A 25475-nucleotide genomic window follows, 5' to 3' on the forward strand; every position below is an offset into this window, starting at 1 on the left:
GATGGTGCGGCGGGGGTTGGCGCTGGTAACGGCGATGATTGTCGTCGCGGTGGCATCGATCGCTTGGGCAGTGGCGGCACCGGAGCGAGCGTTTGCGGCGCCAGCTAAAGCGCCGGGTGGCCTTTGCAGCACGGAGGAATGGCAGGGGAATTTCAGATCCTGCGTCAGCCGCCTTGCTGACGTCACTGGGGACCGTGCCGACTGCCTTCAGCCACCGACCCCTAACACGCCGGATTCAGGCCTTGCCGGCTGGTTCGCGGAACGCCCGGAGTCTTCAGACGGGCTCGGTTATGACGGTCTTTATAGCAAGTACGGATATGCGGGATATAATTACACGACTTATGATCTAGAAAATGGCTGCGCCTCAACTTTAATAGATCCTGAGTATAAAGTCGAAACTACGATCGCCAACGGCGAGTTTATGATCGCAACGGCGATCATTGGCGCCTCAAACGCACTCCGGGAGCGCGCCTGGGATCCGGCAAGCCTCTGGAGTTGGGCTGACACCCTAGTCGACGAAGCCACGCGAGCGGTGTACGAAAAAGTATTCTCCGTATTTGGCACCATCACACTCGCCATCATTGGCCTGTATCTAATCTGGCGTTCGCAGCAGGCAGACATGGGGGCAGCGACAACTACTGCCGGCTGGGCCATTCTAATCATGGTTGTCGTGACGGCCATTGCAGCATGGCCGGTTCGTTCTGCAAATATCGCCGATCAAACGCTGATCACTAGCCTAAGCGTAGTTCACGATGCGGTAGGACCACGTGCCCAGGAAGTGGATCCAAGCCAATGCGACGATCCCACCCCTGGCGCATGCGACGATGACCGTGCCCCCGCGGTGCGAGCAAGTGACACCGCGACCGAAACAATCCTGTATCGCAACTTCCTACGCGGACTATTGGGCTCAGCAGATACCGAGACCGCCAAGAAATATGGACTCGCCCTGTACGACGCCAAGTCGATTTCTTGGCAAGAAGCCGAGAAACTCCGACAAAACCCTCAGACGCGCGATGCATTGATCACTCAGAAGAAAGATCAGTGGAAAAAAGTAGCGGACCAGATCAAGCAGGAAGACCCTGAGGCATACCAATATTTGCAGGGGGTCAACGGCATGGATCGAATCGGGGCCGGATTTATTGCCGTCCTGGCCGCGATCATGTTCGCAATGTTCGATCTGACTGCATCTATTTTGGTCCTGCTAGGATTCCTTGTTTTCCGTTGGGCTGTCATCGCAGCTCCCGTTCTCGGAACCATCGGACTTTTACGACCTGCGAGCAGCGGAATCCGGCGACTCGGAAACGCGGTTGTCGCCTCGGTATTCAACATCGCGATTTTCGGCACCGGCGCAGCGATCTATCTATTCGCAGTAGACCTGATCATGAACACAGCCAGCCTCCCCGGCTGGCTTCAAGTTGTCTTGGTTTGGCTCTGCGGTGTCGTTGGATGGCTTCTTCTTCGCCCATACCGACGCGTCACGCAACTCGGCGGCAAGGACAGCGCCGCAGCGATCGCATCAGCAGGGTCCTGGCATCGCCGTTTCTTCCGTGATGTTCGTGAAGCCGCGAAACTCGACGTCGCCGAGGACGGTGGAACTCGGGAGCCGCTGTTCGGCAGAGACGGTCGAGCTATCTTTGCCGAACAGCAGCGCCTCCGCCCGGAAGCTCGACTCGAAGATCCGTCGCACTCGGCAGCGACACGCTCCGAGTCTGCCAGCGGCACTTCCACGAGTGTCGCCGTTCGTCCAGACGGCAGCGAAAGACTTTCCGACCAACTCGTCCCCGCGGAACGGACAAGTCGGAATATACCCACACCGACTCGATCGTCGCGTTCCGCGCCGGAGTGGACCGAGCCGGATGCTACAGAACGGCCTGCCTCGTATTCGATTTACCGGCCGGAGACGGGCTCGACCACCCAGGAGCCTGCTAGCCCGCGGATACGTTCCGAGGCTCGGTGAGTGGTGTGGCTGGGCTGATCGAACGCATCCTCACCGGGATCTTTCGGTCTCGATGGGGCGTAGCATTCGTTCTCATCACGATTGTTCTCGCGATAGTGGGTATCGGTCGCGTGTTTTCGGACGGGGACGACACATCGCCGTCATTGATCGGTGTTAGCCCTGCCCCTGCCATCAGCATCGACCCGGCCGAGGATGACAGCGTTGTCTCGTCTGAACCTCCCCCGACCCCTAAGAACACCCCGGGTCGGGCGCAGCCGGAAGCAGTGGCCTATGCCTTCGCCTCAGCATGGGTGAATCACGAATCGGTCAGTGCCCCAAAATGGCGTGACCGACTCCTGCCGAACTCAACCAAGAATCTATCGGATCAGCTCCGTGGCGTTGACCCGGCCGGGGTACCGGCCGAACGTGTGATCGGACGGCCTGAGTTGGTGGCGGTCAATGAGACCATGGTGAACGCGATTGTCACCATGGACACTGGAAAGCTGAGCCTCCGGCTGGTCTCACCGGAGGGGCACTGGCTGGTCGATGGCATCGACTGGGAGTCGGCGTGAGAGTTCCGCGGCCTCGCAAGATAGTCCTGCTGATCTCCTTGGTCGTGACATTCGTCCTGCTCTGCTGCGGCGGCACTGTGGCAGCTCTGCTGCTCGGTGGTGTCGGAGATGATGAGCAGAGCAGCTTGAACGCGGCGCTGGGCTGCGGCAAAGGCGGACCCGTCGATCCGGACTCAAAGCTGCCGCGGATCCGGCCCTATGGCGCTACTCAGATCCGCAACGCTGCCACGATCATTAATGTCGGTGCTGATCTTCAGATGCCGCCTCGAGCCTGGGTGATCGCGGTGGCTACCGCGATGCAGGAGTCTCGGCTTGTCAGCCTCGGCCATCTTGGTGCCCGGAATGACCACGACTCGCAGGGTCTCTTTCAGCAGCGGCCGAGTTCGGGTTGGGGTACGCCGGAGCAGGTGCGGGATCCGGTCTACGCGAGCACCAAGTTCTACGAGAAGCTGAAGACGGTCGAGGGCTGGGAGACGATGCCGCTCACCCGGGCTGCCCAGGCTGTGCAGATCAGCGCGTACCCGGACGCATATGCCAAGCATGAGCCGATCGCTACCCAGATCGTCAATATGCTCGCCGACGGTGCTGCTGCGGCGGTCGGCAGTTCGGTCACCATGATCTGCGCGGCGTCCGGTCAGATCGCGGCCTCGGGCTGGACGATTCCGCTTCGAGCCGGTGTCGGCTCCGGCTTCCGCAGTCCGGAGCGTCCGAACCACCAGGGCGTCGACTTGAGCGTCGATAAGTACACGCCGATCGCGGCGGTCGCTAGCGGCGTCGTTTCGATGGTGAAGTGCGATGAGGACTTCAAGGGACGCAAGAGCTGCAATGTGGATGGTTATCCCGGGAAGGGCGGGTGCGGCTGGATGGTCGAGATCCAGCACGCCGGGAACGTCATGACCCGTTACTGTCACATGGTGCAGAAGCCATTCGTACGGGAGAATCAGCAGGTCGCGGCCGGTGATGTGATCGGCCGGGTCGGCTCCAGCGGCAACTCTTCCGGGCCTCACCTGCACTTCGAGGTTCATCTGAACAATGACCGCTCCAGCTCTGGGGCCATTGATCCGGTGCGTTTCATGCGTGAGCAGGGGGCAGCGCTGGGCGGCGAGGGATGAGCGACGGATTTCCGGACCCGTTCGCCATGAATGCGGAATGGGCGTTGGACGCGCCTCGGCCTGTGGTTCCTACGCCGGCCACCATGGGTGGGCAGCTGCGGGGAAAGCGAGTCGTGATCGGTTCGCCCGGGCTTGGCTGGCGGGGTGATTTGCGCGCCGACGAGAAGGTGGTCCAGGGAAGCCGGACCTATGTTCCGGTGATGGCGGAGTCCGAGTGGTACCGCGCCGAGGCCGAACAGACTGAAGTGTTCGCCGCGCTGGTGCCGGTCGATCGGGTTTGGGTCGAGGAATACGGAGTGGCTGGCACTACACCGGCCTCACGCCCTAAGGAACCGCAAATGGTTTCCCTCGACGAGCCGCCTCGACGTCCACCAGTCGCGGCTACCGAGGCTGATTTCCTCACCGGCCGACGCGTCGCACGGCTGCTGGAGGATGGCGGCGAGCAGCGAGACGTTCGTGCGGTTACTGAGCTCTACACCAGCGACGACGGCGAGATCTGCGCGCGGATCACCGAGGAACTCGACTGGTACCGCTGGGGCTGGGACGGCCGCACGCCCAAGACCTTGGAAGTCCCAGCGCACCTCCTTTGGATCGAATAGACGTTACAAGGGCTTGGTGGCTCCGCAAACGCGCCAGGCGCCGTTTGTCTCAGTTGCTCGAAATATCCATTCCTCACTTCTACTGCTGTTGAGCTTTCCGCCTGAGGCGCTAGAAATTGTCAATTGAGTACCGACGTCCTCCTGGCCCGCGCCAATCGAGGTGCGAACTAACGCGCCCCAGCTGGCGGAAACAGTGACACCAAATTTTTGCTCCCGCTGGATCATCTCGTCGCGAAGCCTCGTGATGGATGCGAGATCTGGATTGTCACACGTATACAAGCGAACTTGCTGATCATCACGATTTACAAGAAATGCCAATAAAAAGCTATCTGTGACGGTGTCTGGGGCAGTCCGATCGATCTCCGTTGCGTCGTCGTATAAGACGAAGAAGATGCCGGCGCCGCCTAAGCACAACAACCCCAAAACCCCAGCCGTCAGCGCCAACAACAGCCGGGCCCGGCGGCTCCTCAGCCGTCCGCTCTTCAAGCCCGTCGCACCCGGCCGGCTTCCGTCAGATGTCACCACGGTCTCGGCCTCCCACCCTCAGACGGACCCGATCGCATACCCGCGACACTAATCCACCCCCAGAACGTGGAAGTCCACAGCGAACCCCCAAAACCTCTGGATCTCCACAATGGCGTTCTTCACGACGGCCAGCTCCTGCTCCGAGACTGCCACCGAGTCGTCCCACACCGGCGAAGGGGGCAGGTAGAAGCCGTACGAATGAAGGCCTCGATCCACTGGCAGGTGCATGACGTGGCCCAGGTACTCCACCCGCATCGTTTCCCGGTCGACGGTCCCCAGCACCACCCCGCTGTCAGTTCGCGCCGCCTGGCTGCGTAGCTCGTGAACTGCCATCTCACGCTCCGACCGGGTCGATGGTGGTGAGCCGGGTGGTTGCCGGGTTCTCGAACAGCGCCCGGCGCTCCACAGCGTTCCAGATGCCGTCGGCGCGCGGGTTGTGCGCGAACGCGGTCACCTCGCCCACCGCGGTTGACGCGTACCTCTCGGAGAGCCGGCTCCAGATGTCCCTGGCCTGCGTCTGCCGTACGGGTGACCCGTCCTCGAAGAGCCGGAGCCCGTCGAAGCCGGCGCCGCCCGGGGTTTTCTCCAGCGTCACTGACGTCACCCCGTCCGTGTTCTTCTCGGCGAATACCCGCATCGGCGTACCGTCACCGGCTCGTCCGGAGTAGAAAGTGGCGCCATTCGCCGGGCTGCGTACGTCGGCCTGCTCGACCTGGCGCATCAGCCGGTGGAATTCGGAGTTCTGCCCGAAGTGCCGGGCGAGCTGTCCGGCGTTGCGGGCGACGGCCGCGCTGCCGGCGTGCTGGAGCAGGTCCGCCGCACGGGTGAACATCTGCGCGATTTCGCCTTCGACCATCTGGAGCGAGCGATGGATGAGTTCGCGGCAGGCGAGCCGGGTGGCGGCGACGAAGACCGGAACTTCGGCGAGGGTGGCGCCGGCCGTGACGAACGCGGTGGCGACGGCCTGGCCGACCTGGAACGACAGGATGGTCAGCTGGGCGATGTACGCGGTCTTGAGCGCGACGGTCACGCCCGCCATGGCGATCAGCCCGGCGCCGATCAGCTCGACCGCGGTGGCGGCGTCGGTGAGGCGCCGGCCGGGACCTTCGCCGCCGTTCCACCACTGTTCGAACGCCTCGACGGAGGCGCCCTCGTTCTCCCTCCAGACCCGGCGCGCGGCGGCGTCGGCCTCGGCCAGGTGCGCCCGCAGCCGGGTGCCGTGTTCGATCCAGGCGAGCCCGTCGGCGTGCAGCCGGTCCTCGTCGGCCTGCGGCCAGCTCAGACCGATCAATTCCAGAGGCTCGACCAGCGAGGATGGCAGCTCGATGGTCATGTCACACCGGCCGAGATCTCAAAGGCAGAGGCCTGATCGGCCGACGCCACCGCATGCGCCTGCAGGGTCAGGCTGAGTGCGGCGTCACCCATCTGCTGTACGTACGACCCGAGCGCACCGAGCGCATGTCCGAGCACCGCCTGATACGCGATGGCGAACGTGCTGCCGCTCTCGTCATCCCCCCACGGGTTCCCGGAGCCGGCGACGGTGTTCTCCAGCACGGCCACGTCGTCGGCCATCCGCTGAGCGACGCCGGCGAGTGCGCTGCCGGCCGAGACCACCACATCGGTATCAAAAACGATCATGGCCGGTTCGCCCTCCGGGTGATGTCGTACAGCGCGGTGGAGAGCTCGGCGAACCGCCGCTCGGCCATCGCGGAAGCGTCCGCGACCTGATCCTCGAAGGCCCCACCACAAGAGAAGCCCAGATGCGACTGCGCACCCGAAAACGCCGCGATCAGCCCGTCCCGCAGCTCGGAAACCGGCAGAGCGGTCACTCCCGGATCGAGGAACAGGTCCCAGAGCCGCCCGTCCTCGGTCAGCTCGACCCGGATCCACCCGCCGGCCGCCTCGCCCGCAACGACGTAGTTCGCGTCCATTGCCGCCTCCACATGCACGTGACCCTGTGCAGGTGGATACCCCCGCGCCACGCTTCGAGTTCAATCGAACACGCAACGCGAAGGTCAAACCCGGCACGAAAACTGCGACCGGGTACGCAACGCGGCACTCGACCGGGCCTGGGATAGGTTTTAACCGCGGACAGGAGGTGGTGGCAGTGGCTGATTCGACTCTGCGGGTCCGGCAGGCCGCTGCTTTGCACCGGCAAGCGGTGGCGACAGTGGACGCGGCCGCTGCGGCGATGGAGGCTTACGCTCCCGCCGCGGCCGACCCACGGGAGCAGCACCGGATAGCCGATCGCCTGCGTGCGGTGGCGTCCCGGCTGGTGCCCGGCTGGCTCGGCGTGACGCTTGACGCGATGACGCCGCGAGGACCGCTGGGCGGCGAGCAGATTCCGCAGTTCGTCCGGGTCGGCATCGCCCAGCCGCTGGACGACGTCCGTTTCCCGGCTGTGGTGCCGCTGCTCGGCACCGGCCATCTGACCATCGACGCGACCGCCACCGACCCGCGGGTGTTCGCCCTGCTGCGGTCGCTGCTGGTCCGCCTGTTCGCTTCGGCCCCGGCCGGCTCGCTGCTGGTCCGCGCGGTCGACGGTGTCGGCGGCGGTTCGGTCTTCGCGCCTTTCGAGGAGCTCGCCGACGCCGGCCTGATGTCGCCACCGGCCACCGACCGCCAGGGCCTGCGGGACGTGCTGTCCGAGGCAGAGAAGTGGCTGCGTCCAGCACGAAGCAAAAGGGGCGACAACACCCGCCGCTCGCAGCGCGACCGGATGATGCTCGTGGTCATCGCCAGCCTGCCGGAACTGACCGAGGGCGAGGAACTGCGCCGGATCGCGGCTCTGGCGCAGCAGGGCCCGGATTCCGGGCTGCATCTGATCGTGGCCGGCTGGCCGCCTCCCCCGCTCACCGCTGAGACGACGCAGGCGCCGCTGCCACGGACCACCCCGATCTCGGTACGAAACCCGTTCGCGATCATCGGCGACCCGCCGGGCGGGACCTTCGGGTCGATTCCCGGTGCGCTGTGGCTGAACGCGCCGGTCTTCCTCGACGAGGAGCCGCCGGCCCGCCTGATCGACGCGGTCTGCCAGGAGCTCGCGGCCGACTCGGCGGAGGCGTCCCGGGTGACGCTCACCGACCTGCTCCCGGAGCCGTCCGAGGCGCTGTGGAGCGGTGACGCGGCGGCCGGCCTGGAGACCGTGGTGGGTCGTCATGGCGACGTGCCGCTGGTGCTGCGGTTCAACGACCTGACCCCGCACTGGATGGTCGGTGGCCGTTCCGGCGCCGGCAAGACGGCATTCCTGATCAACGTGCTGTACGGCCTCGGCGCTCGGTACAGCCCCGACGAGCTCGCTCTCTATCTGCTCGACTTCAAGGAGGGCGTCTCCTTCGCCGAGTTCGTGCCGACGCAGCGGGATCGCACCTGGCTGCCGCACGCCCGCGCGGTCGGCGTCGAGTCCGATCGGGAGTACGGCCTGGCCGTCCTGCGGGAACTGGACGCTGAGATGGGCCGGCGCTCTCTCGCGTACAAAAGGGCTGGGGTTTCGCGCTTCACCGATCTGCGGGTGGTCGCGGCCGAGGAGGGCCGCAGCCAGCCACTGCCGCGGGTGCTGTGTGTGATCGACGAGTTCCAGGTGCTGCTGGCAGGCAACGATCCGACGGCTGCCGAGGCGGTGACACTGCTGGAGTCGCTGGCGCGCAAGGGCCGGTCCTACGGCATTCACCTGGTGCTGGCGAGCCAGACCGTGCTCGGCGTCGAGGCGCTCTACGCGAAACGTGACTCGATCTTCGGCCAGTTCCCGGTGCGGATCGCGCTGCCGGGCGGCGGTGACGTGCTGGAGCCGACGAACGACTCGGCAGCCGGCCTGCCGCTGGGCAGCGCCGTGGTGAACACGGCAGGCGGCCTGGGCGGCCCGCGCGGCGCGACCCGCGGCCACGAGCGGGTGGTCCGGTTCCCCGATCCGCACGCCGATCAGGAACTGCTGAGCGACCTGCGGCACCGCCTGTGGGGTGCACGCGACCAGGAGGCGCAGCCACCGAAGGTCTTCGCCGGTTACGCGCACCAGCATCTCGCCGACGACCCGACGTACCGTGCGGCGCTGACCGGCCGGTCCTCGCGCCCGACCGCGCTGGTTGGCCGTGTGATCGACGTGAGCCTCTCCACTGCCGCGTTCCCACTGGACTCCTCGCCCGGTCGGCATCTGGCGATCCTCGGCTCGCACAGCGGCGGCGCGGAGGTGCTGGACGCGGCGGCGCGCAGTGTGGCTGCGTGCCACGCGCCGCGCTCCACCCGGTTCGTGATCGCTTCGCTGGTGGCCGAGGGCGACGCTCTGGCGGCCGCGCTGGCCACCGAGATCGGTCACCGTCAGGAAGTGGTGGTGGTCGACGCGGCCGGCCTCGCCGCCGAGCTGGACGCCGATCGTCCCGGTTACCGGGTGGTCTTCGGGATGGACGCGGCGCCTCCGGGCAGCCTTACCGGGCTGCGGCAACTGCTGCGCGAGGGACCGAGCCGGGGCGTACACCTGCTCTCCTGGTGGCGCGGCGTACGCCGGTTCAGCGAGGAGATCGGCGGCAGCATGGGCCGCGAGGACGTGGCCGGCCTGCTCTTCCTGAACGTGCCGCAGAGCGACGTGACGATGATGCTGAGCCGCCCGGTGGACTGGCACCCCCGGGCAAACAGGGTTCTGCTGCACGACCGGCACACCGACCGCACCGTGACAGTGGTCCCGTTCCTCGCTCCCGAGGAGGGTGACGCCCCATGACCGAGCAGGCCGAACAGGCCGAGCAGCGCGGTTTGGTGCCGGTACAGGCCGCCCCGCCGCAGGCTGTGCCACCGCAGGATGGCCCGTGGGCGGACTACCTCGCCGCCGCCCGCGATCTGGACGCCGTCCGCCGGGCCGCCAGCTCGATGGCGGGCGAGCACGCCGAGACGGTCACGGCCGCACGACAAGAGCTTTCTTCGGTACGCGCGAGGCTCTCCCCGCAACGAGCACGATTGACACGTGATTTCGGCGTACCCGATCTGGATCTGACGCCGCAGCCGGAAGACCAGGCTGTGGCAATGGCGAAGGTGGCCGGCGGGCCGGCCGCCGTGCTTGCCGCGCTGCGTGAAGCGCGCGTGACCGCCGACGCTGCGGATCATGCTTTCATCGGCCCGGCGCCGCTCGGCCCGCACCGGCCCTACGGTCGCAACCTGCTGGTCTACGGTCCGTTCGCCGCGGTGGTGCTGCTGGTGCAGGTGATTCTGTTCCTGCTGGTCGGCTCGCCGCCGGACTACGCGCTGGTGTGCGCGCTGAGCATGCCGCTGCTGGCGTTCGGGCTGGGGTGGGCCACGATCGGCTTCGTCTACGAGGACGAGGGTGTCAAAGTCGACCGCACCCCGGTGCTCGGCGTGATCGTGTGCCTCGTGCCGGTGCTGCTGACCTGCGCCGGCCAGGGACTACAGGCGCTCTTCAACTAAGAGATGGGCAGGAGCGATGGCTAGTGTCGAAGAGGTCAAGGTCAACGTCGCAGCTTCGGTGGACGGCGCTCAGCGGGCCGTCGCCGGCATCCAGCAGGCATCGGATCAGCTGGATCAGTCCCTGGTGCTGCTGCGGATGACAGCGGTGGGATCGTTCCACCCTGCCACCGCCACCGCCATCGCCAATCTCGAGCAGGCGAAAAGCAGGCTGGAGGAAGCGGTCGCGCTGACCGTGTCCGCGATGGACTCGGCCAACACGTTCCGCAGCCTTATCTAGCGTTTATCAAGGCCATTGCCTCGGCGCGGACCTTGCCGTCGGTCTGGAACGCGCCGCGCACCGCTGAGGTGACAGTGCGCGCGCCGACCTTGCGGATGCCGCGCATCTCCATGCAGAGGTGCTCGCACTCCAGGACCACGATGGCGCCGCGGGCACCGAGCTGCTGCATCAGCAGATCGGCTATCTGCGAGGTGAGCCGTTCCTGGACCTGCGGGCGGCGGGCGAAGACCTCGACGAGCCGGGCCAGTTTCGACAGGCCGGTGATGCGCCCGTCGGTGCCCGGGATGTAACCGATGTGCGCCACACCCTTGAACGGCAGCAGGTGGTGCTCACACATGCTCTGCACCTCGATGTCGCGGACCAGGACGAGTTCCTCGTGGTCCGCTTCGAAGGTGGTGGTGAGCACGGACGCCGGGTCGACCCGGAGGCCGGCGAAGAGTTCCGCGTAAGCACGGGCGACCCGGGCGGGCGTGCGTTCGAGACCGTTGCGGTCCGGATCCTCGCCGATCGCGATGAGGATCTCCCGGATCGCTTTCTCGATCCGCCCGAGGTCGACGGCCTGCTCGACCGGGGTTCCGGTGAGCTTGCCGTCGACCAGACGGGCGGCGAGATAGTCGAGTTCGTCGTGCGCGATGGCTAGTTGCTGCCTTCCGAACCATTCGCGTTCGGGTTGGTTCCGACCGCGATCTGACCGTCTGCCTCGGCCTGAGCCTTCAGCTTCTCCCGCTCGGCGGGAGTGAGCACCGGCGGCGCCTCGGACGGCAGACGCTTGCCGAAGCCGTTGAACGGCGACATCGGCGGGCGTTTCGCCACCCGGGCACAGATCCGGTTCATGTCGTCCTGGGTGATGGTCTCTTTCTCCATCAGCTCCAGGACCATGTTGTCCAGGACGTCGCGGTACTCGACCAGGATCTCCCAGGCCTCGTCGTGAGCGAGCTCGATGAGCGCGCGCACCTCCGCGTCGATGTCGGCGGCGACCGAGTCGGAGTAGTCCTTCTCGTGGCCCATGTTGCGGCCCATGAAGGGTTCGTCACCACTCGTGCCGTACTTCACCGCGCCCAGCTTGGAGCTCATGCCGTACTGCGTGACCATGGCACGGGCCAGGGCGGACGCCTTTTCGATGTCGTTGCCGGCGCCGGTGGTGGGCTCGTGGAAGACGAGCTCCTCGGCGGCCCGGCCACCCAGCGCGTACGCCAGGGTGTCGATCATCTCGGCACGGGTCTGTGTGTACTTGTCCTCGGTCGGCAGGACCAGGGTGTGCCCGAGTGAGCGGCCACGAGGAAGGATCGTCACCTTGTGCACCGGCGCGGAGTGCGGCAGTGCGTACGCCACCAGGGCGTGTCCGCCCTCGTGGTACGCGGTGATCTTCTTTTCCTTGTCGCTCATCGCCCGGGTCCGGCGCTCGGGGCCGGCGATGACCCGGTCGATCGCCTCTTCGAGGAACTCGTTGGAGATCGCCCGCTTCTCGTTACGGGCGGTCAGCAGCGCGGACTCGTTGATCACGTTGGCCAGGTCGGCGCCGGAGAAACCGGGCGTGCGGCGGGCCACCGCGTCGAGGTCGACGTCGGGCGTGAACGGCTTGCCCTTGGCGTGCACCCGCAGGATGGCCTTGCGACCCTCCATGTCCGGGTTGTCCACCGGGATCTGCCTGTCGAAACGGCCCGGGCGCAGCAGCGCCGGGTCGAGGATGTCGGGCCGGTTGGTGGCCGCGATCAGGATGACTCCACCCTTGGTGTCGAAGCCGTCCATCTCGACGAGCAGCTGGTTGAGCGTCTGCTCGCGCTCGTCGTGACCGCCACCCATGCCGGCGCCGCGGTGCCGGCCGACGGCGTCGATCTCGTCGACGAAGACGATCGCCGGAGCGTTCGACTTGGCCTGCTCGAAGAGGTCGCGGACACGGCTCGCGCCGACACCCACGAACATCTCCACGAAGTCCGAACCGGAGATCGAGTAGAACGGCACACCGGCCTCGCCGGCGACGGCGCGGGCCAGCAGCGTCTTACCGGTACCGGGCGAGCCGAAGAGCAGGACGCCCTTCGGGATCTTCGCGCCGAGAGCCTGGTATTTCGCCGGGTTCTGCAGGAAGTCCTTGATCTCGTGCAGCTCCTGGACGGCCTCGTCGGCGCCCGCCACGTCGGCGAACGTCGTCTTCGGCGTGTCCTTGGTGATCATCTTCGCTTTGGACTTGCCGAAGTTGAGCACCCGCGAGCCGCCACCCTGCATCTGCGACATGAACAGCAGCAGCAGGATCACGAGGATCGCGATCGGGAGAAGGTTGATCAGCAGGCTCAGCAGAATGTTGTCGCCGGAGACCTTGGCGTCGACCGTCCCGGTGATGCGTCCGGCGGCTTTCGCCTGCTGGATGTCATCCCAGATCTGCTCGGTCACCCCGTACGGGTACTGAGTCTCGATCTTGTCGGTGGTCTTGCCGTCGAATCGCTCGGCGGTGGCCAGCTCGATCTGGAGCGTCTGCTCCTTGTCCTTCTGGACGACCTTCTTGATGCCGGGCTGGTTGAGTCGCTCGAGGGCGACCGAAGTATCAACCCGCTGGTAGCTGGGACCACTGGTGAAGAATGAGCTCAGCGCGACTACGCCGATGATCACCAGAATGATCCAGACCACCGGGCGGCGGAAGAAACGCGTACGTTCCATACTGTTGTCGGGCGCCAAGCGCCCGGACCCTCCTGATCGGCCGTCCTGGTCACCTCAACGTCACCGCCCTCAGGCGGCCGCCGGGTTTCCGATCACCTCTTGTAGTGGTGGTGAATCGGGCCCGGCCCCTCCGGCACATGTGACACCACGCCATTGGTCACTCGACCGTACACCGTAGGTACCGGTTACGAACCCGTGAGCCCGGAGGGGCACCCCGCAGTACCCGCCGGTAAACATGGGCGGTATCGGTTCAAAACTGCCCATAATGACGCTTACTGTGAACACGCTGGGAAAGCGGTTCAGCTACGGGCGTACACCTCGGGCTTGAGCACCCCGACGTACGGCATCTCCCGGTAACGCTCAGCGAAGTCCAGGCCGTAACCGACCACGAACTCGTTCGGGATGTCGAAGCCGACGTACTTCGTCGGTACCTGCACCTTGACCGCGTCCGGCTTGCGGAAGAGGGCGACCACCTCGACGCTCGCCGGGGAGCGCGACTCCAGGTACTTCATCAGCCAGGAGAGTGTCAGCCCGGAGTCCACGATGTCCTCGACGACGAGCACGTGCCGATCGGTGATGTCCCGGTCCAGGTCCTTGAGGATGCGCACGACACCCGAGGAGGTCGTCCCCTGCCCGTACGACGAGACGGCCATGAACTCCATCTCGGTCGAGGGACCTTGCCGGCCGAGCGAGCGGGCGAAGTCGGCCATGAACATGACCGCGCCCTTCAGCACGCAGACCAGGAGGATGCCGTCCTTGACGTCCGCGTGGTCCGCGGCGACCTGTTTGGCCAGCTCATCGATCTTTTCTCGGATCTGCTCCTCCGAGATGATCACGTGGTCGATGTCGGTGTCGTACCAAGAACCATCAGCCATGGCCTAAGCCTGCCCCATGGAGGTTACCGATAGTCGAACGGGGCCGGATTCCGTTCTGCTTGTCTCACTTGATATGGGCCGGAACCACCCGAACGAGGTGATCGGACCGGCGCGCAACGGCGATGCCGTCGGGCAGGAACACCGGACCCTGGCCGTGCCAGTCGGCCACCAGTGCGTCCATCGCCACCACGTGCTTGTATGCCAGCGCGCCACCAGGCGCGCCCAGCTCCCGCGCCCACCGGTGCAGCACCCGCCCGCGGACCGCCCCGGAGAGCCCGGCCAGCGCCGCGACCGACAGCCCCTCGGGAGCGCGGACCATCTCCAGCGCCTCGCCGGCCAGCTCGTCCAGCGCCTCGTTGTCCGCCGCCACCAGCGAGGCGGTACGCGCCAGGTTGCTCACCACGGCCGGGCCGAGCGCGTCGACAAGCGCCGGCAGCACGGTGCCGCGGACACGCGATCGGGCGTACGCCGGATCGGTGTTGTGCGGGTCCTCCCAGGGCGCCAGCCCGAGGGCCGCGCACGCCTTGCGGGTGTCCGACCGGGCCACGTCGAGCAGCGGGCGACGGAACACCCCGCGCCGCCCCGGCATCCCGGACAGCCCGCGTGGGCCGGCGCCGCGGGCGAGCGCCAGCAGCACGGTCTCCGCCTGGTCGTCGCGGGTGTGCCCGAGCAGCACCGCGGCCGCGTCCAGCTCGGTGGCGGCGGCGGTCAGAGCTTCGTACCGGGCGGTACGCGCGGCCGCCTCCGGTCCACCGGTCAGCCCGGCCACCGAGACGGTATCGATGCGCACCGGATCGAACCCGGCGTCACGCGCCCAGGCGGCCACCGAGCGGGCCCGGCGGTCCGAGCCCTCCTGCAGGCCGTGGTCGACGGTGACCAGACCGACCCGGTCAAAGGCACCCTGCTGCTTCAAGAAGTGGGCAGCCGAGGCGAGCGCGAGCGAGTCGGCGCCACCCGAGCAGGCCACCAGGATCAGCGCGTCACCGGGCAGGTCGGCCAGGCCGCGGCGGACCGCGGTTCGCACCGCGGCGACCGGAGCCGGGATCCGGGCCATGTCAGCCGTGCACCCGGGCGACGTACGCGTCCGGGTCGGCCAGCTCCTCCAGCCGCGGCAGGGTCAGCGGCGACTCGAATGCCTTGTTGAACCCGGCCATCCCGACCCGCTCCACCACCCCGTGCACGAACTTGCGGCCCTCGGCGTACTGACGCATCTTCACGTCGAGGCCGAGCAGCCGGCGAACCGCCTTGTCCAGGGAACTGCCGCTTTCCCGGCGCCTGTTGAACTTGGCCCGGATCGAGTCGACAGTCGGGATGACCTCGGGGCCGACCCCGTCCATCACGAACTCGGCATGCCCCTCAAGGAGCGTCATCAGCGCCGTCAGCCGATCAAGCACGGCACTCTGCGCGGGTGTCTGCACGATGTCGAGCATCGAGACCCGGCTGTCCGGATCGCGGACCGCGTCGGAGAGTGTGGCGACACCCCGGCGCAGCCGCTCCAGGATGTGCTCGCCGCCCTGCGACGCGTCGACGAACGCCTGCACCTCGCCGAGGAAGTAGCCACGCATCCACGGCACCGCGGTGAACTGGGTGCGGTGTGTCACCTCGTGCAGGCAGACCCAGAGCCGGAAGTCGCGGGGATCCGCCTCGATCCGGCGCTCCACCTCGACGATGTTCGGAGCGTTCAGCAGGAGCTGGCCGGGCTCGCCGGAGAAGACCTCGTATTGCCCGAGGACGCGACCGGAGAGGTACGCCAAAATGCTGCCGGCCTGCACCCCGGTGACCCGGGAGCCGATCGCGTCGGCGAGCGGGCCGGGCGGCTTGTCACCGGCGATCCGGCTCACCAGCGGGCCGATCACCCGCTGAAGGCCGGCGATGTTCACCTTGGCCCAGTCACGCCTGTCCACCACACGGACCGGTGGGACCTCCACCTGCGAGGTCAGCCCGGTGTAGGCCGCCACGTGCCCGGCGGCCTCCTCGGTGAGCGCCCGCAGCTCGGAGACGACCTGTGTGGCCTCCTCGAGCGAGACCGCGGGGCCGGTCTTGGAGAGCGCGCCCGCGGTGGCGGCGGCCAGATCCCAGTCAACGAACTGCGCCATGCAGCCCACCGTACCCGTGCGGATCCAGGTGGCACTCCGGTGAAACCCCGGGTCTTGTCAGTCAGCAGCCGCACGCCACCAATCGCGCGGCGATCTTGTCGAGTCCGGCCCGAGCCGCGATCGCACTCGCCCCGCCGACCGCCATGATCGCGAAGACCAGCACCCGGCCGTCCTTGGTGATCAATACTCCGGCCAGGGTGTTCACCCCGCTCAGCGTCCCGGTCTTGGCCCGGACGATGCCTTGCGCCGACTGGTTCGGACTCGGCGTCACGAATCGGGTCCGCAGCGTGCCGGACCAGCCCGCCACCGGGAGGCCGTTGAAGAGCGCACTCAGGTCGGCGTTCGAGCCGTTCGCCGCCAGGGCGAGGGTCTGCACCAGCATGTTCGGGCTGATCCCGTTGTGCCGGGAGAGGCCGCTGCCGTCGTACAGATTGGCCTCCTCGGCCGGGAGGCCGAGCTCTTTCAGCTTCGCGATCATCGCCTCGGCGGTGCTGTCGAAGCTGGCGACCTTGCCGGCGGCGAGCGGAACCTGCCGCGCGACCGCCTCGGCCAGCACGTTGTCGCTCTGCTGAAGCATCCAGTCGACGATCTGCACGAGCGGCGGCGAGTCGACCTTGCCCAGCTCCTTGCCGGGCGTCCAGCCGGTCTCAGCGGGCGCCGACGCGCCCGGAGCAGCACTGGCCCCGGTGGATTCCGCGAGCTTCGGCGCGGTTCCGGCCTTCACCGACGCGGTGACACCGAGGTATTCCGCGAAAAGCTTGCCCGCCGCGTTCGCCGGGTTGGAGTACCGCGGGTCGCCACCGAAGTCGTTGTGCACCGGCTCGATCCGGCCACCGTTCGTCATGAACGGCTGGATCCGCGCCACCTGCCCGTCACCGATGTCACTCGAACCCCAGCCGGTCGCCGTCTCCGGACCCTCATAGAGCGACATGTCCACGAAGACCCGGGTCGCCGCGGTCCCACCGAGCGCGTTCTTGACCAGCTCGGCGAGCTTGTCCAGCCGCGCCGCACCGGGGAAGAGCTGGTTCTTGTCCACCGACATCGTCGGATCGCCCGCCCCGATGATCACAACCTCGCCCGGGTTCTCCCCGGCCACCACGCGGGTGGTCAGCCGATAGGCCGGCCCCCGGGCGGCGAGTGCGGCGGCCGCGGTCAGCAGCTTCGTCGTCGACGCCGGAGTGGTCGGCACTTCGGCGTTCTTGGCGTACAGCGAGGTCGACGTGGCCGCGTCCAGCACCGAGACGTGCACCTCGTTGCCCAGCACGCTCGAATTCACCAGCGGGTCGAGCGCCTCCTGCACCGCCGCGGTGTCCGGCGTCGCTCCTCCGGCCTCGGCCGCGGCAAGCACCGGCGTAGGCGTCGGGTCCGGCGACGGCGGCGCCACGCTGGGCGAACTCTCCGCCTCAGCGCCCAGCCATCCATCGACCGGCCCCGGCCGCACCACCAGACCCACTGCCGCCACCAGCGCCAAGAGGATCACAACCGAAAGAACAGAAACCAATTTGATACGGGATTTGCGCACCGGCGCCGCCTCGACCAAGCGATCACCGTCGCTGGTCGCGGCCGCTGCGCCGCCGCCGGGAGGACGCGCGTCTCCGCCCTCCCGTTTCCCGGCCTCGGGTGCGGGCGGGACCGGCCGGGTCATGTTGAGTGGCACGGAGGCCCGCCCGTAACTGCCACCCGAGGTCGGCTTGACCTCAGGCACACCGGCGGCCCCCGTACCGGCGTTGCTGATGTCGCTGGCGTTGCGGACGTTGCTGGCGTTACCGACATTTCTGACATTCGCGACAGGAGCAATGGCCGCTCCGGACGCCGCAGCGGCGTTCCGCACACCGGGGAACTGTGCGGTCGCGCCCGCGTCCGGCCGCGAAGCCGGGACGGGCGGAGTCTGCGGTACACCAGGGAACTGAGCCGTAGCGTCCGCTTCCGGCTGCGGGACGGGCTCGGCAGATCGCGGCGGGCCGGATCCCCACGGGCTACGCGGCGAATTCCACGACCCGACCGGCCCGGGACCGCTGGGCGGATACTCCCCGCTCCCACCGGTCGGCTCACCCTGCGCGGTAGGCGGCGGGTTCGCCCAGGTCGGCTCGGCCGGCCCCGGACTGGCCCAGCCCGGCTGCTCGGCCGGCGGGGAACTGGCCCAGCCCGGCTGCTCGATAGGCATCACGGGCTGCTGCCCCAGCACATTCCCACCAGCAGGCGGCCGCGACCAATCCACCGGCGGAACCGCAGCGTGCCCAGCAGACGGCAGAGCAGAAGCCTGACCGGCCGAAGCCGGAACCGCCGCGCCACCCGGACTGGCCTGCGGCGCTGCGGATTGCGGCGTCACGGCTTGCGGCGTCACGGACTGCGGCGTGACGGGAAGCGGCGCCACCGGCGGTGAGGCCGGAGGCGGCGTTACCGATCCGCGCCCCGGTTGTGGCGCCACCGGCGGCGAAGCGGGCGGCGGCGTCACCGACGCACGACCGGGACCGGATAACGGCACCGAAGGCGGCAGTGGGCTCTGCCCCGAAGCAGGCGGCGGCCCGCTCACGCGCCCCGGAACCTGCTGAGTGCTGCCCGCCCAGCCATAACCGGCCGACGGGTCCGAGATCGGTGAGCCGGGCCACGGCACCGTACCGGGCACGCTCGCACGCCCCGGAGTAGCCGGCGGCTGTTGCCCGGCCGAATACTGGCCCCCCGGGGCCGAATCTTGCTGCCAGGGGAAAGGCTGTCGATGTGACTCGGGCGACGGCGGCACCCCGGCACGCCCAGCAACCGGCTGCGCCGGGTTCACCTGCCCGGATTCGGCCTGGTCAGACCCGGGCACGCCGGACCGTCCAGTGGCCGCTTTACCCTGTTCGGCACCGGATTGCGAACTCGACACGCCGTCATTGGCCGCGTCGTCATGTGAATCTTGCCTCGTCACACGCCCCTCCTCGCCCGTGGCGTCAGACTTAGGGGAGACTAGCGACATCCGGCACACCGTTGCGCGCGGATCCTGCGGGCCCCTGTTCCATGCCCCGCTTCCCCGCCCGGCGAACCGGTCTCATCACGCGGGCAAGCAAAAGGGGAGCAAATAATGGATTTCGACGTCTTGGTTGAGATCCCCAAGGGGCAGCGCAACAAGTACGAGGTAGACCACAAAACAGGTCGTATCCGGCTCGACCGGACCCTCTTCACCGCGACACAGTATCCCGCGGACTACGGCTTCATCGAGGGCACCCTGGGCCAGGATGGCGACCCGCTGGACGCTCTGGTGCTGATCCAGGAGCCGACTTTCCCGGGCTGCCTGGTTCGTGCCCGCGCGATCGGCATGTTCCGGATGTCCGACGAGAAGGGCCGCGACGACAAGGTTCTCTGCGTGCCGTTCGAGGACCCGCGCCAGGAGCACCTGCGGGACATTCACCACCTGGGCGAGTTCGACCGGATGGAGATCCAGCACTTCTTCACGGTCTACAAGGACCTGGAGCCGGGCAAGTCGGTCGAGGGCGCAACCTGGGTGGGCCGCATCGAGGCCGAGAACGAGATCCGCGCCTCCTTCAAGCGCGCCGAGGTCGCCGAGGCCGAGGGCGACGGCGAGCACCACTGACCAACAGCTCCCGCCTGAACCGCTGACGACCGCACCTGCGTGCCCCAAAGCCCGCAGGTGCGGTCGCTCAACTATCGCCATCTGTGGACCGGTAGCGGTTTCGGGGCGTCGTGGCAGTTTCCCGGTGCAAGGTGGCGCTCGGAGATCTTGTGCGGTTCGGCCGGCCGATCGACCACGAGTGCACGACTTTGCGGGACGGCCACCCGTGCCGTTTCGACGTGGTGAGCGAGATGCTTCGCAGATCTTGTGGAGTTCGGCGCACCGCTTGCGCACAACTCCGCAAGATCGGCCAGGCCTCTTCGATCTTGCGGAGTTACGCGCACACGTGTACGGAGAAGTCCACAAGATCCAGCCGAGGCAGAGCGGCGCGCGGCAGAGCGGCGCGCGGCAGAGCGGCGCGCGGCAGAGCGGCGCGGGGCCAAGCGCGGCAGAGCGGCGCGCGGCAGAACGCGGCGGGGCGGCGCCGGGCGGAGCTGGGGTGGACCTCGGGTTCAGGGCAGGCCGGATAGGGCTGTGTAGAGGCCGGCCACCGCGCAGGCCAGCGGGATCACGGCGATCACGGTCAGGCCTTCCAGCAGGTCGGCGGCTCGGCTCAGGTACGGCGAGGGCGGCCGGTGGACGTACCGTGCGCCTGCTGTGACCGTGAGCGTTCCGATCAGCAGGACCGCTCCGATCAGGCCCGGCAGCAGGGTCTTGTCCCACGCCACGGTGAGCAGGAGATCGGCGCCGAGCGCGGCGAAGCCGCCGAGGCCGGCCGTCAGGAGCGGGATCCGCAGCCGTCCGGTCACGAAGAGCCGGGCACGCAGCAGCAGCGCCGTGGCGCAGACGCCGGTCAGGATCCGTGCCGAGAGGCCGCCTTCGAGCGCGAGCAGGACGAACGCCACCAGCGCGAGCAGTGCATGACCGAGCAACAAACCAGTCAAGATCTCATCGGTACGGTCGACCGCGGCGAACACGGCAACCCGGTCCGGCGGTTCGTCAGTCTCGGAGTCCGGGCGGCCCGGTCCACGGGCTGGAAGCGCCAGCGGTGGCAGCGGCATCCGGCCCAGCCGGACGGCGAGCACCGGCAGCGCGCCGAGACCGCAGACCAGCACCGAGATCAGTGCCGCCGCTGCGGCTCCCGGTGATGCCAGCGTCCCGAGCAGGGCGGTCAGGGCACCCAGCAGCCCAGTGGTCACACCGGCCGCGAAGATCCGCACCCCGGCGGTGATCGCCAGACTGCCGATGAACCCGGCCACCAGCAGCGCCAGCGACCCGGCAAGCGGATCCCAACCGCCGACCGATCCGGCGCCGCCGGCGAAGGCCGAGGCGGCACCGCCGAGGAAGGCGTAGGGCAGGGCGTATCCGCCGAGGGCCACGCCGGCCGTGGTCTGCCGGTGCCCCCGGGCGGCGATCGTCCCGGCGAGCAGAAGCAGTCCGGCCGCCCCCAGACCGATCAGGGCCGGATCACTGCCGCGGAGGCCCGGGCCCGCCGTGAACAGCGCCAGCAGTCCGAGGCCGAACGGCACCCCGGCGGCGGCCAGTGTGGCGGTCCGGGTGGTCACCGGTGTCCAGATCCCCCCGCGCCGGCGGGCGCCCTCGGCGACGGCTTCCACCACGTCGTCGTATTCGGCCTCCGGCCACTCGTCGTGTGCCGGGACCAGGTGGAGCACCTCGCCGTCGCGTACCCCCTGGGTTTGAAGACCTTGACCGGTCGCGAGAGCGACCCCGTCCGCGCGCCGGAGCACCCACCCACCGTGGTTCTCGCCCTGGTCGGCGAGATCTTCGCCGGCATGTCGCAGCACGTCGGGGAGCAGTTCGGCCAGGGGCACCCGCTCGGGCAGGGCGACGTCCACCCGGCGCTGCGGGGCGCTGATCGTCACGCGGGCGAGACCGGCGGCCATCAGGCACCTCCGCACTGTCCACAGGCGATGGTCCACAGGGGATATCGGAGTTGTCCACAGGCGTGAAATCAATGCTGCGGAACGCATCGAACTCTACCTAGCATCGTGATGACAAAGCTACGGAGAGCGATGAATCGGGGTCCGATGGGGACGGTGACGATCCGCCGGCCGCCGCGTCGCGCCGCACCCTCGATTCCGGCCGGCGAGCTCACCGTCGATCCGCCGCCGCGGATGCCGCCGCAACCGGCCGGTCGCTGGCACCAATGGCTGCTGGCACTGCCGATGCTCGGCGGCACCATCGCGATGGCGATGATGATGGGCCAGGGACAGAGCGGACCTTTTTCGTACGTTGTCGGTGGCCTGTTCGGGATCTCGTCCCTGGCGATGCTGACCATGTCGTTCAGCGCGTCCGGCTCGCCGCGCAAGGCCGAGATGATCGCCGCGCGGCGTGATTACCTGCGGCATCTGGCGAGCCTGCGGCGACGTGCCCGGGAGACTGCGCGAGCGCAGCGGACCGGCCTGTTCCATCGCCACCCCGATCCGGAACGACTCTGGTCCACAGTCGACAGCGGGCGGGTGTGGGAGCGACGCCCGGAGGATTCCGATTTCGGCGTGGTGCGGATCGGGCTGGGTCCGCAGCTGCTCGCCACCCCGCTGGTGCCGCCGGAGACCCGGCCGCCGGACGAGCTGGAGCCGATGACCGCGGGCGCGCTGCGGCGGTTCCTGGAGGCGTACTCGGTGGTGCCGGACCTTCCGGTGGCGATGTCGGTGCGCGGTTTCGCCCGGATCCTGATCCGCTCCGAGGGTGATCCAGACGCCGCCCGGGCACTGGTCCGGGCCGTGTTGACGCAGCTCGCGGTCTTTCACCCGCCGGATGATCTGATCATCGCGATCTGCGCGGGGCCGGGTGCTCGCGCGGCGTGGGAGTGGGTGAAATGGCTGCCGCACAACGGCCATCCGGACCGGTCCGACGCGCTCGGGCCGGTGCGCCTGATCGGCAGCCCGAACCTGCTGGACGGCCTGCGACCAGGTCCGCACCTGGTGATCGTCCAGGACGGCTGGGGCGTCCCGCTGAACCCGAGCCTCGACGGGGCAACCGTGCTGGACCTGGACACCACACCACCTAGGCTCCCGGATGAATCAACCCTGATAATGACAATTACCCAGAACGGAACACTCAGCACGTCCACTCTGGACCAACATGCCGAAGTTGGCCGCGCGGATCAGCTCGACGCCGCTCAAGCCGAGGCGACAGCCCGGCGACTGACCCCGCTGAGGCTTGACACCGGCACCGACCCCACCGAACAAACAGGACGGACAGCGGATCCAGGCCTCGCCGAACTGCTCGGCATCACCGACCCGGAAACCCACCGCTGGATCCCACGACCGAATCGTGAACGCCTCCGCGTCCCGATCGGCGTCGACCCCGCCGGCCGCCCGGTCGAGCTGGACCTGAAGGAGTCAGCACAGGACGGCATGGGCCCGCACGGACTGCTTGTCGGCGCGACCGGATCCGGCAAATCCGAACTCCTGCGCACCCTCGTGCTGGCCCTGGCCGCCACCCACTCGCCGGAGACCCTCAACCTCGTGCTCATCGACTTCAAGGGTGGCGCCACGTTCGCCTCGATGGACCGGCTGCCGCACACCGCCGCCCTGATCACGAACCTGGCGGACGCTCTGCCGATGGTCGACCGGATGGCCGACGCGCTCGACGGCGAACTGCTCCGGCGGCAGGAGCTGCTGCGCCGGTCCGGCAACTTCGCCGGGCTGCGCGAGTACGACCGGGCCCGTGCCGCCGGCGCGGTCCTGCCACCGCTGCCGTCGCTGCTGGTGATCTGCGACGAGTTCTCCGAGCTGCTGCAGCGCAAGCCGGAGTTCCTCGACCTGTTCCTCCAGATTGGACGGCTGGGCCGTTCGCTCGGCGTACATCTGCTGCTGTCCAGTCAGCGGCTCGAGGACGGGCGGCTGCGCGGGCTGGACACGCATCTGTCGTACCGGATCGGGTTGCGGACGTTCTCGGCGCTGGAGTCGCGGGCGGTGCTGGGTGTCGCGGACGCGTACGAGCTACCGCGCTCGCCCGGGCACGGGTTTCTGAAGTCCGGAACCGAGGCGCCGGCGCGGTTCCGTGGTGCGTACGCCTCCGGGCCGTCCCGCCGGCATCGCGCAGCCGGCACCGGCACACCGCGGATCCTGCCCTGGACCAGTGAACACATCCCGCTCACCGAGGCGCCGGCCGACGACGTCGCGGACCGCAGCCTGGCCGACGTGCTGGTCGGCCGCCTCGCCGGGAAAGGGCCGCCAGCGCACCGGGTGTGGCTGCCACCACTGGACACCTCCGCCACATTGGACGATCTGCTCGGCTCGGTTGTACCCGATCCGCACCGCGGCCTGACCGTGGCGAACCCGGCACTGCACGGCACGCTCCAGGTGCCGATCGCGCTCGTCGACAAGCCCCGTGAGCAGGTTCGTGACACGCTCTGGCTCCAGCTCGCCGGCTCGGCCGGGCACGTCGCGGTCGCCGGCGGCACCCGCAGCGGAAAATCATCGGTACTGCGCGCGCTCGTCTGCGGCCTCGCCCTTGCACACACCCCCGACGAGGTACGCGTCTACTGCCTCGACTTCGGCGGCGGAACCCTCGCCGGTCTGCGCGACCTGCCACACGTCGGCGGCGTCTTCGGCCGTCTCGAACCCGAGGGGGTACGCCGAACCGCCGGCGAGATGACGGCCCTGCTCGCCGGACGGGAACGGCACGCCGCCCCGTTCTGGTCGCACGTCTTCCTGGTCGTCGACGGGTGGGCGACGCTGCGCTCGGACTTCGAGGAGCTGGAGCCGGTGCTGACCGACCTGGCCACGCGCGGTCTCGCGTACGGAATCCATCTGGTCGCCGCCACATCGCGATGGACCGATTTCCGGCCGCCGATCCGCGATCTCTTCGGTTCCCGGGTGGAGCTGCGGCTCGGCGATCCCGCCGACTCCGCGGTGCACCGGAGGGCCGCCCTCGCCGTTCCGGAGGGCCGGCCCGGACGTGGTGTGACCGAGGATCCGGCCGATCGGGACCGGGGACTGCATCTGCTCACCGTCCGGCCGGAGGTGTCGACGCTTGGCGACACGGCGGCTCTGGTGAAGGCGGTGGCCGGGGCCTGGCGTGGACCGGTCGCTCCTCCGGTGCGGTTGTTGCCGGCCGTTGTGGCGTACACAAGACCGGAGAGCGATCCGGCAGGGAGCCTGCGCGTGCCGATCGGGATCGCCGAATCCGATCTGCTGCCGGTGGCGATCGATTTCGCGGCCGATCCGCATCTGCTGGCCCTCGGCGACGCGGAGTGCGGCAAATCGTCGCTGCTCCGCGCACTCGCCACCTCGGTGACCACCCTGTTCACGCCGGAGCAGGCCCGGATCATCCTGATCGACTACCGGCGCAGCCTGATGGATCTGCCCGTTTCGGAACACCGGATCGGGTACGGCGTGCAGGCTCAGCAGACCGCGGAGCTGATGCGTTCGGTGGCCGGTTACATGGAACGCCGGCTGCCCGGGCCGGACGTCACGACGGCCCAGTTGCGGGACCGTTCCTGGTGGACCGGCCCGGAGCTGTTCGTGCTCGTCGACGACTACGACCTGGTGGCGGCCGGGCCGGTCAACCCGCTCGCGCCGCTGCTGGAGCACCTGCCGCAGGCTCGCGACATCGGGCTGCATCTGGTGCTCACCCGGCGGGCCGGCGGCGCGGGGCGGGCGCTGTACGAGCCGGTGATCCAGCGGCTGCGGGAACTCTCCGCGCCCGGCCTGGTGATGTCCGGCTCCCCGGAGGAGGGTGTGTTGCTCGGCACGGTTCCGGCACGACCGATGCCACCAGGGCGTGGCCACCTGGTGACCCGTCGTGAGGGAACGCGGCTGATCCAGCTGGCGTACCTGCCACCGTTTCGGGATTCGGCAAAATCAACAGACTCCGAGTGCGATTAGGCGTCCCGGACCGGAGC

At 68.2% G+C, this 25475-nt stretch carries 21 protein-coding genes; 9 read left to right on the forward strand and 12 right to left on the reverse strand.

Going from position 1 to position 25475, the window contains the following annotated elements:
- Position 1 precedes the first annotated feature (1 nt).
- Genes ACQP2E_RS36990 through ACQP2E_RS37005 form a run of 4 tightly spaced genes read left to right on the forward strand, consistent with a single transcriptional unit; the run spans position 2 to position 4219 of the window.
- Entirely contained in the window at positions 2-1957 is a 1956-nt protein-coding gene (locus tag ACQP2E_RS36990; RefSeq protein ID WP_433827584.1) for an MFS transporter, read from the forward strand.
- A 5-nt stretch (positions 1958-1962) separates the two neighbouring features.
- The gene (locus ACQP2E_RS36995; protein ID WP_433827585.1) at positions 1963-2508 is read left to right on the forward strand and encodes a hypothetical protein; all 546 of its coding nucleotides are present in this window, start codon (positions 1963-1965) and stop codon (positions 2506-2508) included.
- Positions 2505-3620, forward strand: coding sequence for a M23 family metallopeptidase (locus tag ACQP2E_RS37000; RefSeq protein WP_433827586.1), 1116 nt, complete (start codon positions 2505-2507; stop codon positions 3618-3620). Before ACQP2E_RS36995 ends, ACQP2E_RS37000 begins: the two co-directional genes overlap by 4 nt.
- Entirely contained in the window at positions 3617-4219 is a 603-nt protein-coding gene (locus ACQP2E_RS37005) for a hypothetical protein (protein WP_433827587.1), read from the forward strand. Before ACQP2E_RS37000 ends, ACQP2E_RS37005 begins: the two co-directional genes overlap by 4 nt.
- 3 nt (positions 4220-4222) lie before the next feature.
- Here ACQP2E_RS37005 and ACQP2E_RS37010 read toward each other — a convergent pair whose 3' ends face one another.
- The 5 genes from ACQP2E_RS37010 to ACQP2E_RS37030 all read right to left on the reverse strand — a co-directional run bounded on the left by ACQP2E_RS37010 (position 4223) and on the right by ACQP2E_RS37030 (position 6675).
- Complete coding sequence (locus tag ACQP2E_RS37010; RefSeq protein WP_433827588.1) at positions 4223-4705, reverse strand: hypothetical protein; 483 nt, start codon at positions 4703-4705, stop codon at positions 4223-4225.
- Positions 4706-4792: 87 nt separating this feature from the next.
- Positions 4793-5077 (reverse strand): hypothetical protein, encoded by a 285-nt coding sequence (locus ACQP2E_RS37015; RefSeq protein WP_433827589.1) that lies wholly within the window; start codon positions 5075-5077, stop codon positions 4793-4795.
- Between the two features lies 1 nt (position 5078).
- Complete coding sequence (locus ACQP2E_RS37020) at positions 5079-6077, reverse strand: hypothetical protein (RefSeq protein WP_433827590.1); 999 nt, start codon at positions 6075-6077, stop codon at positions 5079-5081.
- The gene (locus ACQP2E_RS37025) at positions 6074-6382 is read right to left on the reverse strand and encodes a hypothetical protein (protein ID WP_433827591.1); all 309 of its coding nucleotides are present in this window, start codon (positions 6380-6382) and stop codon (positions 6074-6076) included. Before ACQP2E_RS37025 ends, ACQP2E_RS37020 begins: the two co-directional genes overlap by 4 nt.
- Positions 6379-6675, reverse strand: a complete 297-nt coding sequence (locus tag ACQP2E_RS37030; protein ID WP_433827592.1) for a hypothetical protein — start codon at positions 6673-6675, stop codon at positions 6379-6381. The genes ACQP2E_RS37025 and ACQP2E_RS37030 overlap by 4 nt, the downstream gene beginning before the upstream one ends.
- A gap of 167 nt (positions 6676-6842) precedes the next feature.
- Here ACQP2E_RS37030 and ACQP2E_RS37035 point away from each other — a divergent pair, with 167 nt between their 5' ends.
- Genes ACQP2E_RS37035 through ACQP2E_RS37045 form a run of 3 tightly spaced genes read left to right on the forward strand, consistent with a single transcriptional unit; the run spans position 6843 to position 10427 of the window.
- Positions 6843-9452, forward strand: a complete 2610-nt coding sequence (locus ACQP2E_RS37035) for an FtsK/SpoIIIE domain-containing protein (protein WP_433827593.1) — start codon at positions 6843-6845, stop codon at positions 9450-9452.
- The gene (locus tag ACQP2E_RS37040) at positions 9449-10150 is read left to right on the forward strand and encodes a hypothetical protein (protein WP_433827594.1); all 702 of its coding nucleotides are present in this window, start codon (positions 9449-9451) and stop codon (positions 10148-10150) included. The genes ACQP2E_RS37035 and ACQP2E_RS37040 overlap by 4 nt, the downstream gene beginning before the upstream one ends.
- Positions 10151-10166: 16 nt before the next feature.
- Positions 10167-10427, forward strand: coding sequence for a hypothetical protein (locus tag ACQP2E_RS37045; RefSeq protein WP_433827595.1), 261 nt, complete (start codon positions 10167-10169; stop codon positions 10425-10427).
- On the opposite strand, the gene folE is transcribed toward ACQP2E_RS37045, so the two are convergent.
- The 6 genes from folE to dacB all read right to left on the reverse strand — a co-directional run bounded on the left by folE (position 10420) and on the right by dacB (position 17881).
- Positions 10420-11061, reverse strand: a complete 642-nt coding sequence (folE, locus tag ACQP2E_RS37050) for a GTP cyclohydrolase I FolE (protein WP_433834232.1) — start codon at positions 11059-11061, stop codon at positions 10420-10422. The genes ACQP2E_RS37045 and folE overlap by 8 nt on opposite strands.
- A gap of 2 nt (positions 11062-11063) precedes the next feature.
- Entirely contained in the window at positions 11064-13079 is a 2016-nt protein-coding gene (gene ftsH, locus ACQP2E_RS37055; protein WP_433827596.1) for an ATP-dependent zinc metalloprotease FtsH, read from the reverse strand.
- Positions 13080-13378: 299 nt separating this feature from the next.
- A complete protein-coding gene (gene hpt / locus ACQP2E_RS37060; RefSeq protein WP_111649658.1) occupies positions 13379-13954 on the reverse strand; it encodes a hypoxanthine phosphoribosyltransferase in 576 nt (191 codons plus the stop codon).
- 64 nt (positions 13955-14018) lie between these two features.
- Positions 14019-15008: a tRNA lysidine(34) synthetase TilS gene (gene tilS / locus ACQP2E_RS37065; RefSeq protein ID WP_433827597.1), complete on the reverse strand. Its 990-nt coding sequence runs from the start codon at positions 15006-15008 to the stop codon at positions 14019-14021.
- Position 15009: 1 nt separating this feature from the next.
- Positions 15010-16050, reverse strand: a complete 1041-nt coding sequence (locus ACQP2E_RS37070; RefSeq protein WP_433827598.1) for a zinc-dependent metalloprotease — start codon at positions 16048-16050, stop codon at positions 15010-15012.
- A gap of 61 nt (positions 16051-16111) precedes the next feature.
- On the reverse strand, positions 16112-17881 hold the full coding sequence (gene dacB, locus ACQP2E_RS37075; RefSeq protein ID WP_433827599.1) for a D-alanyl-D-alanine carboxypeptidase/D-alanyl-D-alanine endopeptidase: 1770 nt from the start codon (positions 17879-17881) through the stop codon (positions 16112-16114).
- A gap of 1230 nt (positions 17882-19111) precedes the next feature.
- Here dacB and ACQP2E_RS37080 point away from each other — a divergent pair.
- Positions 19112-19621 (forward strand): inorganic diphosphatase, encoded by a 510-nt coding sequence (locus ACQP2E_RS37080; RefSeq protein WP_433827600.1) that lies wholly within the window; start codon positions 19112-19114, stop codon positions 19619-19621.
- Positions 19622-20112: 491 nt separating this feature from the next.
- Here the strand turns inward: ACQP2E_RS37080 and eccD are convergent, their stop codons facing one another.
- Positions 20113-21504 carry a type VII secretion integral membrane protein EccD gene (gene eccD / locus ACQP2E_RS37085; protein ID WP_433827601.1) on the reverse strand — a complete coding sequence of 464 codons (1392 nt, stop codon included), beginning with the start codon at positions 21502-21504 and terminating at the stop codon, positions 20113-20115.
- 144 nt (positions 21505-21648) lie between these two features.
- Between eccD and eccCa the strand changes: the two genes are divergently transcribed.
- Complete coding sequence (gene eccCa / locus ACQP2E_RS37090) at positions 21649-25458, forward strand: type VII secretion protein EccCa (RefSeq protein ID WP_433834234.1); 3810 nt, start codon at positions 21649-21651, stop codon at positions 25456-25458.
- Positions 25459-25475: the final 17 nt, after the last annotated feature.

The sequence above is a fragment of the Actinoplanes sp. CA-015351 genome, from assembly GCF_050955685.1.
Lineage (GTDB): Bacteria > Actinomycetota > Actinomycetes > Mycobacteriales > Micromonosporaceae > Actinoplanes.

What these genes read in the sequence shown, in the direction of transcription:
- ACQP2E_RS36990 (WP_433827584.1), top strand. Translation starts at nt 2, where the DNA reads ATGGTGCGGCGGGGGTTGGCGCTGGTAACGGCGATGATTGTCGTCGCG.
- ACQP2E_RS37005 (WP_433827587.1), top strand. Translation starts at nt 3,617, where the DNA reads ATGAGCGACGGATTTCCGGACCCGTTCGCCATGAATGCGGAATGGGCG.
- ACQP2E_RS37015 (WP_433827589.1), bottom strand. Translation starts at nt 5,077, where the DNA reads ATGGCAGTTCACGAGCTACGCAGCCAGGCGGCGCGAACTGACAGCGGG.
- ACQP2E_RS37020 (WP_433827590.1), bottom strand. Translation starts at nt 6,077, where the DNA reads ATGACCATCGAGCTGCCATCCTCGCTGGTCGAGCCTCTGGAATTGATC.
- ACQP2E_RS37025 (WP_433827591.1), bottom strand. Translation starts at nt 6,382, where the DNA reads ATGATCGTTTTTGATACCGATGTGGTGGTCTCGGCCGGCAGCGCACTC.
- ACQP2E_RS37030 (WP_433827592.1), bottom strand. Translation starts at nt 6,675, where the DNA reads ATGGACGCGAACTACGTCGTTGCGGGCGAGGCGGCCGGCGGGTGGATC.
- ACQP2E_RS37040 (WP_433827594.1), top strand. Translation starts at nt 9,449, where the DNA reads ATGACCGAGCAGGCCGAACAGGCCGAGCAGCGCGGTTTGGTGCCGGTA.
- ACQP2E_RS37045 (WP_433827595.1), top strand. Translation starts at nt 10,167, where the DNA reads ATGGCTAGTGTCGAAGAGGTCAAGGTCAACGTCGCAGCTTCGGTGGAC.
- ftsH (WP_433827596.1), bottom strand. Translation starts at nt 13,079, where the DNA reads ATGGAACGTACGCGTTTCTTCCGCCGCCCGGTGGTCTGGATCATTCTG.
- hpt (WP_111649658.1), bottom strand. Translation starts at nt 13,954, where the DNA reads ATGGCTGATGGTTCTTGGTACGACACCGACATCGACCACGTGATCATC.
- tilS (WP_433827597.1), bottom strand. Translation starts at nt 15,008, where the DNA reads ATGGCCCGGATCCCGGCTCCGGTCGCCGCGGTGCGAACCGCGGTCCGC.
- ACQP2E_RS37070 (WP_433827598.1), bottom strand. Translation starts at nt 16,050, where the DNA reads ATGGCGCAGTTCGTTGACTGGGATCTGGCCGCCGCCACCGCGGGCGCG.
- ACQP2E_RS37080 (WP_433827600.1), top strand. Translation starts at nt 19,112, where the DNA reads ATGGATTTCGACGTCTTGGTTGAGATCCCCAAGGGGCAGCGCAACAAG.
- eccD (WP_433827601.1), bottom strand. Translation starts at nt 21,504, where the DNA reads ATGGCCGCCGGTCTCGCCCGCGTGACGATCAGCGCCCCGCAGCGCCGG.
- eccCa (WP_433834234.1), top strand. Translation starts at nt 21,649, where the DNA reads ATGGGGACGGTGACGATCCGCCGGCCGCCGCGTCGCGCCGCACCCTCG.